The sequence below is a fragment of the Planktothrix tepida PCC 9214 genome (genome assembly GCF_900009145.1).
GTDB classification, from domain to species: domain Bacteria; phylum Cyanobacteriota; class Cyanobacteriia; order Cyanobacteriales; family Microcoleaceae; genus Planktothrix; species Planktothrix tepida.
In genome coordinates, this window is the sequence record NZ_LN889795.1 from 1 (window position 1) to 3,102 (window position 3,102).

Here is a 3,102-nt window from a genome sequence, read left to right on the forward strand (position 1 = left end):
TTACCCTATCTCCCTTCTAGCTACCCATCTGGTTTATTTTCTAATTTTACTCCTCGGAGACTGACAGAAGAGGGCTATACAAACATCTTTGGTGTTGTTATCAACACGCAGCCAGAGATTGTGAAAAATGCCTTATTTACTATCCCCCTGAACGATCCAATCATGCAGATAGGATAATGCTGTGGCATAGTTAACTATCTTTCCGTCCTAGTAATATTAAGAAGTGCGATCACGCTGACTTACAACTAAAAGAGCGATCGCACTTCAGATTAAAATAAGCCAACAATATCTAATGTGTTATAATCAAATAAAACTCTACCTTAGTGAGTTTTACCTAATTTTATAATAGCTGAAAAATATGTTTTGGATTTTGAAAAACTTAATCAGTACAGATCCACAAGGATGCCTGAGTTTAAACCTCGAACCCAAGTCAACAAAGTATCGCGTTCTCATCAACGAAGCCGGACAAATTTTATTAGACCCAATAACCAATATACCTGATCGTGAACAGTGGTTATGGCAAAACCCCGAAGTGTTAGCTTCAGTCAAGTGTGGTCTCGCACAAGCAGCTAAAGGTGAAGTACACGATTTGGGTGACTTTTCTGAATATGCTGATCTGGAGATTGAAGAGGAATGAATTTTCGGATAGAATTTTCTTCATCAGCTAGAGATAGTTTAATTAATCTTCAAGAACTCGATGCAAAAAAATACAATAAAGTGCTGAAAACACTTGGATTAATGGCAACTAATTTACGCCATCCCAGCTTGAAAACTCATAAATACGACACATTATCAGGCCCTAATGGAGAAGAAATATTTGAGGCTTACGTCGAAAACAAAACCCCAGCAGCGTTTCGAGTTTTTTGGTATTATGGCCCAGACAAAGGAGTAATCACAGTTATTGCCATTACGCCTCATCCTTAAAGTGCGATCGCGCCCCTTGACGAAAAAGTCTACAGGGCCAATCTTCAAATTTTTGTAAAGTTTTGTAAAAAAATGAGAGAATGTTTGATACCATACTTAATAAACTTTAAGCTTCAAACTGGTATTCATGACTTTATTAATTGTCGGTGCGACTGGCACGTTGGGGAGACAGGTGGCGCGACGAGCGCTCGATGAAGGGTATACCGTGCGTTGTTTAGCACGCAGTTACCGCAGAGCCGCGTTTTTAAAGGAATGGGGGGCAGAACTGGTTCCAGGGGATTTATGCGAACCGGAAAGTTTAAAAGCTGCATTAGAAGGGGTAACAGCCGTTATTGATGCGGCTACCGCCCGTCCTACGGATTCATTAGGGATTAAACAAGTAGACTGGGAAGGAAAAGTTGCTCTGATTCAAGCTGCCGCAGAAGCGGGAGTGCAACGATTTGTGTTCTTTTCGTTTTTGGATGCTGAGAAATATCCTCAAGTACCCTTATTAGAAATCAAGCGCTGTACCGAACTATTTTTAGCTGAGTCCGGTTTAAAATACACCATTCTAAGACCTTGTGGATTTTTTCAAGGGCTCATTGGTCAATATGCCATTCCCATTTTAGATAAACAAGCGGTTTGGGTTCCGGGGGTCAGTTCTCCCGTTGCCTATATGGATACCCAAGATATTGCTAAATTTGCAGTTAAGGCCTTATCCGTCCCTGAAACTGAAAATAGAAGTTTCCCAGTAGTGGGTTCCAAAGCTTGGACGGCTGAGGATATTATTGCGTTGTGTGAACGGCTCTCTAACAAACAAGCTAAAATTACCCGTACCCCAACGGAAATCCTGCGTCTATTCCGCCAAGTTACCCGTTGGTTTCAGTGGACTTGGAATGTGTCAGACCGTCTTGCTTTTGCGGAAGTCTTAGCCAATGGTCAGTCCTTACAAGCTTCAATGGATGAAACCTATGAAGTTTTTGGCATTGATTCCAAGGAAATCAGCACCTTAGAGTCTTATCTGCAAGAATACTTTAGTCGAATTATGAAAAAACTTAAAGAATTAGAATATGAACAGGAAAAGCTCAAAAAACGCAAAAAAAGGAGCAATCCCTTCAAGCCCCTCTAACTCAACGCAATCGCCCAAAGACAGGGTATGCTTTAACCATCGTTAAATTTTTGTCTCCGATCAGAATTGGGATGTCCATCCTGGTTCTGAGACAGACTCTAATTCTGTTTAAACCCAATTTAACAAAACTTCGCGTGTCAAAAGTAGGGATTATTTACAATGACGCCAAACCCGCCGCTTGTCGTGCTGCGACCGAGATCAAAGACAAGCTAAAAGGGCGGGGGATGAAGGTTTGCACGGCACCTGGAACAGGGGGAATACTCGGTTATGCCACTCAACCTCATCCTTTACACCGAACTCCCATTGATAAAATTGCCCCTCCCGATTTTGATCAGGAGATGATGTTTGCGATTGTTCTCGGTGGGGATGGTACAGTTCTCTCAGCATCTCGGATACTGGCTCCTCAAGGCATTCCTTTGTTGGCAGTGAATACAGGTCACATGGGATTTTTAACGGAAACCTACCTGAATCAACTGCCTCTGATCTTAGAACAAGTTCTTGAAGGAAACTACATTGTTGAAAATCGCACGATGATTGCGGTTGAGGTGTGTCAGGCAGACCAAGTGCTGTGGGAAGCGTTATGTTTGAATGAAATGGTACTGCATCGGGAACCCATGACCTGTATGTGCCATTTTGAAATCAAAATTGGTCGTCATGCTCCGGTGGATATTGCCGCCGATGGGGTGATTATTTCGACTCCGACGGGTTCAACCGCTTATTCCTTATCCGCCGGAGGTGCGGTGGTGACACCAGGGGTAGAAGTGCTGCAATTACTCCCCATCTGTCCCCATTCTCTGGCTTCACGCGCTTTAATTTATGGGGAAACCGAACCCGTAATTATTTATCCGGCTAGTCCAAATCAGTTAGTGATGGTGGTGGATGGGAATGGAGGTTGTTATGTTCTTCCTGAATATCAGGTCAGAGTCAAGAGATCGCCCTATCATGCTAAGTTTATTCGTCTCCATCCTCCCGAATTTTTCCAAGTTCTCCGCGAAAAATTAGGCTGGGGACTGCCTCATATTGCCAAACCCACTTCTGTAGAATTACCTTAGGGGGAGGAGGGGACGGGG

At 43.1% G+C, this 3,102-nt stretch carries 4 protein-coding genes; all 4 read left to right on the forward strand.

All coding sequences use genetic code 11. The annotated features are described in order from the left end of the window. Positions 1-358: 358 nt before the first annotated feature. The 4 genes from PL9214_RS10590 (at position 359) to PL9214_RS10605 (ending at position 3,084) form a co-directional block, all read left to right on the forward strand. Positions 359-637, forward strand: a complete 279-nt coding sequence (locus tag PL9214_RS10590; RefSeq protein WP_072718795.1) for a hypothetical protein — start codon at positions 359-361, stop codon at positions 635-637. After that, the gene (locus tag PL9214_RS10595; RefSeq protein WP_072718796.1) at positions 634-924 is read left to right on the forward strand and encodes a type II toxin-antitoxin system RelE family toxin; all 291 of its coding nucleotides are present in this window, start codon (positions 634-636) and stop codon (positions 922-924) included. Before PL9214_RS10590 ends, PL9214_RS10595 begins: the two co-directional genes overlap by 4 nt. Positions 925-1,051: 127 nt before the next feature. After that, complete coding sequence (locus PL9214_RS10600; RefSeq protein ID WP_072718797.1) at positions 1,052-2,032, forward strand: SDR family oxidoreductase; 981 nt, start codon at positions 1,052-1,054, stop codon at positions 2,030-2,032. A 134-nt stretch (positions 2,033-2,166) separates the two neighbouring features. Next, a complete protein-coding gene (locus PL9214_RS10605; protein ID WP_072718798.1) occupies positions 2,167-3,084 on the forward strand; it encodes an NAD(+) kinase in 918 nt (305 codons plus the stop codon). Positions 3,085-3,102: the final 18 nt, after the last annotated feature.

Excerpts from the sequence above, each read along its gene's own strand:
- PL9214_RS10590 (WP_072718795.1), top strand. The coding sequence starts at position 359 with ATGTTTTGGATTTTGAAAAACTTAATCAGTACAGATCCACAAGGATGC.
- PL9214_RS10595 (WP_072718796.1), top strand. The coding sequence starts at position 634 with ATGAATTTTCGGATAGAATTTTCTTCATCAGCTAGAGATAGTTTAATT.
- PL9214_RS10600 (WP_072718797.1), top strand. The coding sequence starts at position 1,052 with ATGACTTTATTAATTGTCGGTGCGACTGGCACGTTGGGGAGACAGGTG.